Below are 5775 nucleotides of genomic sequence, written 5' to 3' on the forward strand. Positions count from 1 at the left end.
TCTTCCGAACTAGAACAAATTGCTAATGTTAGGCAGCGAGGTGCTGATTTAGTGCATCTAAATCAAACGTCTGCAGATATTCATCCGCGAGTTGCGCTTTTAGCATTACTGCAGCGTTTTTACATTGATGTTGCCGCAGTCGCAATTGCCCGTGGCATTAATCCTGATCAACCCGCGGGCTTAAAGAAGGTCACTCAAACACTATAGTTGCTTCATTAAAATTGATATAGAGCAGAGAGTATTATGAAACAAATCCTGATTGTTGAGCGATTATTTGATGGTGAGTCATTTCATAAAAATATGGCCGTAACCATAGATGCAGGCAAGATTACTGCTGTCATACGTGCTGAAGATGTAATTGATGTCGAACACCATACCGTCACAAAATTAGCGGGTACGCTCACACCTGGGTTTGTCGATGTGCAAGTGAACGGTGGTGGCGGGGCGTTATTTAATGCTGAGCCTAGTACCGAGTGTATTGAAATTATTGGCCGTGCTCATGCACGATTTGGGACCACAGGTTTCTTACCCACATTAATTACTGATGATGTAAGTATCATGACAAAAGCAGCCGATACGGTTGCGGTGGCTATTGCAAATCAACAAGCTGGTGTTTTAGGTATTCACTTTGAAGGTCCACATTTAAGTGTGCCTAAAAAAGGTGTACATCCACAGCGCTATATTCGGCAAATTAGTGAAAAAGAACTGAGTATTTTTAGTCGTCAAGACTTAGGCATTAAAGTGGTCACGCTGGCGCCTGAAAATGTGTCAACTCAGGTTATTAAGGCACTGGTGTCAGCAGGTGTCAAAGTCTGTTTAGGGCACTCAAATGCTGACTATGACACAGTGAATGCAGCATTAGAGGCTGGAGCTACAGGATTTACCCACTTATATAATGCGATGTCTGCTTTAGGTTCACGCGAACCTGGCATGGTCGGTGCTGCGCTGGAAAGTCAAGATGCTTGGTGTGGCTTAATTGTCGATGGACATCATGTTCATCCTGCGGCAGCAAAAATAGCCATAAATGCTAAGCCTAAAGGTAAAGTCATGCTGGTAACCGATGCTATGCCGCCTGTTGGTATGAGTGATGATGCCAGTTTCAAATTATTTGGTACTCAGGTTACTCGTCAGGGGGACAGGCTTAATGCAGCCACGGGAGAATTAGCCGGTTGTGTTTTAGACATGGTTGGGGCGGTGAATAATAGCGTGGCTATGCTTGGATTATGTCATGAAGAAGCTTTACGAATGGCATCGTTATATCCAGCAACATTTCTCGGTTTAGAGCAACAACTAGGTTTAATTAAACCAGGTTATAGAGCTGATCTAGTGTTATTAAATCCGGCCAATAAAGTCAGTCGCACCTATATTGCTGGCAACGTCGTTTTTGCGCAGTAAAGCTTACTGTCTAATTGTGTAAATATGAAAGAGACTATGATGTCAGTTAATCGCAAAATTGAGTCTAATACTCAACGTGATAAGCCCAGCAAACCCAGACTTATGTCACTTGATGCATTACGTGGCTTTGACATGTTTTGGATTATCGGTGGCGAAGGCATTTTTGCCGCGTTATTTGCTTTAACGGGGTGGGCGGGATGGCGTGTTGCAGAAGCTCAGACCCAACATAGTCAATGGCACGGCTTTACCTTTTATGACTTAATTTTCCCTTTGTTTATTTTCTTATCGGGTGTGGCGCTCGGTCTATCACCTAAGCGTATCGACTTATTGGCTTTTCGTGAGCGAATTCCGCTATACCGTTATGCATTAACACGTTTACTGTTACTGATTGCATTGGGAGTGTTATATAACCATGGATGGGGGACAGGGATCCCTGTTGACCCTGAACAGATTCGATTTTCAAGTGTGCTAGCGCGTATTGGTTTTGCATGGTTTTTTGCGGCAATGGTGGTGTGGCACACCTCGCTGCGAGTTCAAATATTAATCACCATATTGATGTTCATTTTTTATATTTTATTACAGTGTTTTGTTGGTTTTCCTGGCGGCCAAGCAGGAGTATTTACTGCAGATGGAAGTCTTAATACTTATATAGACAATATATTACGACCGGGTATGGCTTATCAGCATCGCGCACTTGATCCTGAAGGCGTGCTATCGACATTCCCTGCGGTCATTAACGCATTATGTGGTGTGTTTGTGGGCCAATATATTGTTAAGCCACACCCCAAAGGCGATTGGGCCAAAGTGAGCATTATGATGCTCTGTGCGCTACTTCTGTGGTCCGGCGGGTGGTTACTCGACTTTATTATTCCTGTAAATAAAGATCTGTGGAGCAGTAGCTTTGTACTCGTGACATTAGGGTGGAGCTTACTATTTTTTAGCGTATTTTATGCCATTATCGATGTACTAAAATGGCAAAAATGGTCTTATGTATTTGTTATTATTGGTGTTAACTCCATTATTGTTTATTTAGGAACAAGTATCCTTGATTGGTCTTATATCACTCAAAGCTTGTTAGGTGGAGTGATACGTTCAGCACCAGCTTCCAGTCAGTTAATGATCAGTGTCATAGGTTTAGTCACAGTGCAATGGCTCGTACTGTGGTGGATGTACCGTCGAAAAATATTCATAAGAGTATAAGGTTAACTCAGCTATTAAAGTGAGTTGTTAGTTATGGATGACAAGGCTGTCTTAGTGGTGAGTGTGTATTAATATTCCTCAATTAATATTGATATTTCTAAACCACTAAGTCCTCCCTATAAATATAATAATGAGCAGGTTTATGGAAATGACAACAACAAAAACATCGGCAGAAAATAGTGTTGTACCAATGACAATTGTGGCAATTTTATTTTTTATTCTTGGCTTTGCTACCTGGTTAAATGGCTCCTTAATGCCTTACTTAAAGCAAATATTACAGCTAAGCCCTTTTCAAGCTTCGTTAATACTCTTTTCATTTTATATTGCGGTAACGTTTACCGCATTACCCTCAGCCTGGGTTATTCGTAAAGTGGGTTATAAAAATGGTATGGCATTAGGCATGGGAATAATGATGTTGGCTGGTTTATTATTTATCCCAGCAGCCCAAACCCAAGTGTTTATATTATTTCTAGTGGCTCAGCTTGTCATGGGGACAGGGCAAACACTATTACAAACAGCGGTTAATCCTTACGTGGTTCGCTTAGGTCCTGAAGAGTCAGCCGCAGCACGTGTAAGCGTAATGGGTATTTTGAATAAAGGCGCCGGCGTGATTGCACCTATGGTATTCACAGCACTTATTTTAGATAGTTTTAAAGAGCGAGTCGGTACTGAATTAACCTCTATTCAAATTGATGAAATGGCCAATAGCTTAATTTATCCTTATCTTGGCATGGCTATCTTTATTGGTGTTCTTGCTTTTGCAGTGAAAAAATCACCTCTGCCTGAATTGGAACAAGATCAAGCAGAAATCGATTCAGAAAAAGGCCAGATCAAACAAGCTTTGTCTCATCCAAGTTTGGCATTAGGTGTTATTGCTTTATTTGTTTATGTGGCTGTTGAGGTTATTGCTGGCGACACGATTGGAACATTTGCATTGACGCTAGGTGTTGAGAATTACGGGGTAATGACATCCTATACCATGCTGTGCATGGTGCTAGGTTATACCTTGGGCATTATTTGTATTCCCCGTTTTATTTCCCAACCTAATGCATTAATGCTCAGTGCTATTTTAGGACTGATATTAACTGCCGGTATCGTGTTTGGTGATAGCCAGTCTTATGTCATAGCTAACGCTTTATTAGTTCCTTTTGGTGGTGCCCAACTTCCCGATACATTATTGATGATTGCATTTTTAGGCTTAGCCAATGCCATAGTATGGCCTGCTGTGTGGCCATTGGCGCTTTCAGGTATGGGTAAACTGACCAGCACAGGTTCTGCATTGTTAATCATGGGGATTGCCGGTGGCGCTTTTGGACCACTATTTTGGGGACTAACCAGTTCAGCGACATCCTTAGGTATGCAGGGTGGGTATATGGTGATGTTTCCATGCTACTTATTCATTCTATTTTATGCCGTTAAAGGTCATAAGATGAGACGTTGGAAATAGCGTTTACCGTTTAAAGCGATTTTATCAACCGAAAAAGGGAGCCTAGGCTCTCTTTTTGCTTATAGTATGTCTCTGAAACGCTGCCGGGGATGCGGGTTAATCTAAGCTGTTATATCTTTGATTGTTTATTTGAGGTTAAGTTAATCTGATAAGGCAAACTCTTAATCATTTATCCAGTAATATTGATATAGCTGAATTCGTTGTGCTTTATGGGCGAATACCGGGCTTAATGTGAGCTTGTATTATTTAGTAGGTGGGGATAATTAGATACAAAAAAGCCACTCATTGAGTGGCTTTTTTGTTTTTTATGGTGCCGGCACCAAGAGTCGAACTCGGGACCTACTGATTACAAGTCAGTTGCTCTACCAACTGAGCTATGCCGGCTAATTGTGGTGCCCGAACCCGGAATCGAACCAGGGACACGAGGATTTTCAATCCTCTGCTCTACCAACTGAGCTATTCGGGCAACTAACTAAGTGTTAGTTATCTACTGCAAACTAGGTATTAACTTGGTAATCAATGCCTGTCTCGTCTGGAGTGCGCACATAGTATAGTGATGGATTTTATCGTGCAAGTGGTTTTTTAAATGTTTTCACTCGTTCGGCTAGTTAATGTGCAAAATGATGCTTTTTTATCGATTTTAACCCCAGAAAGTGGTTTATCAGCATTAATCACCAAGAATAAAGTCATAGATACTTGCTGACGATTACATAAAAAGTAATCAGAAAATTGAATTTGTCGTTTCTTGATCTGCATTAGACCGATTTTTAACTAAATAGTTAGAGTTTTGGCTTTAACGGCCAGCTCGAGTCGTTGATAGTTCACTTCTTTACATGTAAAGAAGTGAACTTTTTATAGCGCATTTTATCTTAATTTAGGTTCACTGAAATGCGAGGACATTTACTCAACGGGAGAGAAGTGATTCAGATAGGTCTGAATTATGCCTGCTAATCTAACAACATTAATTGTCCAGCTATGTATAGCCGTTTAATTCAAGGCTGTGTTTATGGCATGTCGTTATGCTACATCAGTAAGCGATAACGCAATTTGCACTCACCACAAACGCTGCCCGAAGCTCTTTTAATCTTATAAATTTTTTACCAGATATTAGCGCAGCTAGAGACAGAGTCTTTAACACTTGTGTCGCTTTGTTTCATAAAAATTAAACCGGTTAGTTTGAAGAATGTTAACGACGGACGAACAACCGGGCTTGATGATATTTGATCAGTAGTGACTACAATTGATATATGTTTAATTAGAGCTTGCTTAATTATGCGGTCATTCTCTATCTTAAAATCTATTAATTCTATTTTATAGAACGATTTTGGCTATTTTTACTGATTTTCTTTCCCAAAATTAACGTTAAAATGTTGTGACTTGTTTAGAGGAAAGTAAGACATGTTAAAAAACACTCCGACTGGCTATGGTTTAGTGACCATTATGATTCATTGGTTGTCCGCCATCGCTGTTATTGGTCTATTTAGCGTCGGCTATTGGATGGTAGATCTTACCTACTATAGTAGTTGGTACCAAACGGCACCACATTTTCATAAAAGTGTCGGTCTGCTTTTACTTGGATTAACACTATTGAGGTTTGTTTGGCGGACCATATCACATGCTCCTAGTCCATTATCGAACCATCAGCCATGGGAAAAACGTGCGGCTAAGTGGGCGCATACTGCTCTTTATACGTTAATGTTACTCATTATGTGTTCAGGAATTATGATTTCGAC

4 protein-coding genes, 2 tRNA genes and 1 pseudogene are annotated in these 5775 nt (G+C 40.6%); 5 read left to right on the plus strand and 2 right to left on the minus strand.

The features are described 5' to 3' along the window. From H5185_RS20920 to nagP, 4 genes and pseudogenes are all read left to right on the plus strand, one after another. A pseudogene (locus H5185_RS20920) lies at nucleotides 1–207 on the plus strand (SIS domain-containing protein); the annotation flags it as partial. 36 nt (nucleotides 208–243) lie between these two features. Next, nucleotides 244–1395 carry an N-acetylglucosamine-6-phosphate deacetylase gene (nagA, locus tag H5185_RS20925; protein WP_182743069.1) on the plus strand — a complete coding sequence of 384 codons (1152 nt, stop codon included), beginning with the start codon at nucleotides 244–246 and terminating at the stop codon, nucleotides 1393–1395. A gap of 39 nt (nucleotides 1396–1434) precedes the next feature. Then, a complete protein-coding gene (gene nagX / locus H5185_RS20930) occupies nucleotides 1435–2595 on the plus strand; it encodes a transmembrane glucosamine N-acetyltransferase NagX (RefSeq protein WP_182743072.1) in 1161 nt (386 codons plus the stop codon). A gap of 142 nt (nucleotides 2596–2737) precedes the next feature. After that, a complete protein-coding gene (gene nagP / locus H5185_RS20935) occupies nucleotides 2738–4042 on the plus strand; it encodes an N-acetylglucosamine MFS transporter NagP (protein ID WP_371697520.1) in 1305 nt (434 codons plus the stop codon). Between the two features lie 308 nt (nucleotides 4043–4350). Here nagP and H5185_RS20940 read toward each other — a convergent pair. Next, nucleotides 4351–4426: transfer RNA gene (locus tag H5185_RS20940), tRNA-Thr, on the minus strand. A 6-nt stretch (nucleotides 4427–4432) separates the two neighbouring features. Further along, nucleotides 4433–4508: transfer RNA gene (locus H5185_RS20945), tRNA-Phe, on the minus strand. 932 nt (nucleotides 4509–5440) lie between these two features. Here H5185_RS20945 and H5185_RS20950 point away from each other — a divergent pair. Next, the coding region (locus H5185_RS20950) for a cytochrome b (protein ID WP_182743071.1) at nucleotides 5441–5775 on the plus strand (335 nt) is incomplete at its 3' end.

Source organism: Shewanella sp. SG44-6 (genome assembly GCF_014164185.1).
Taxonomy (GTDB): domain Bacteria; phylum Pseudomonadota; class Gammaproteobacteria; order Enterobacterales; family Shewanellaceae; genus Shewanella; species Shewanella vesiculosa.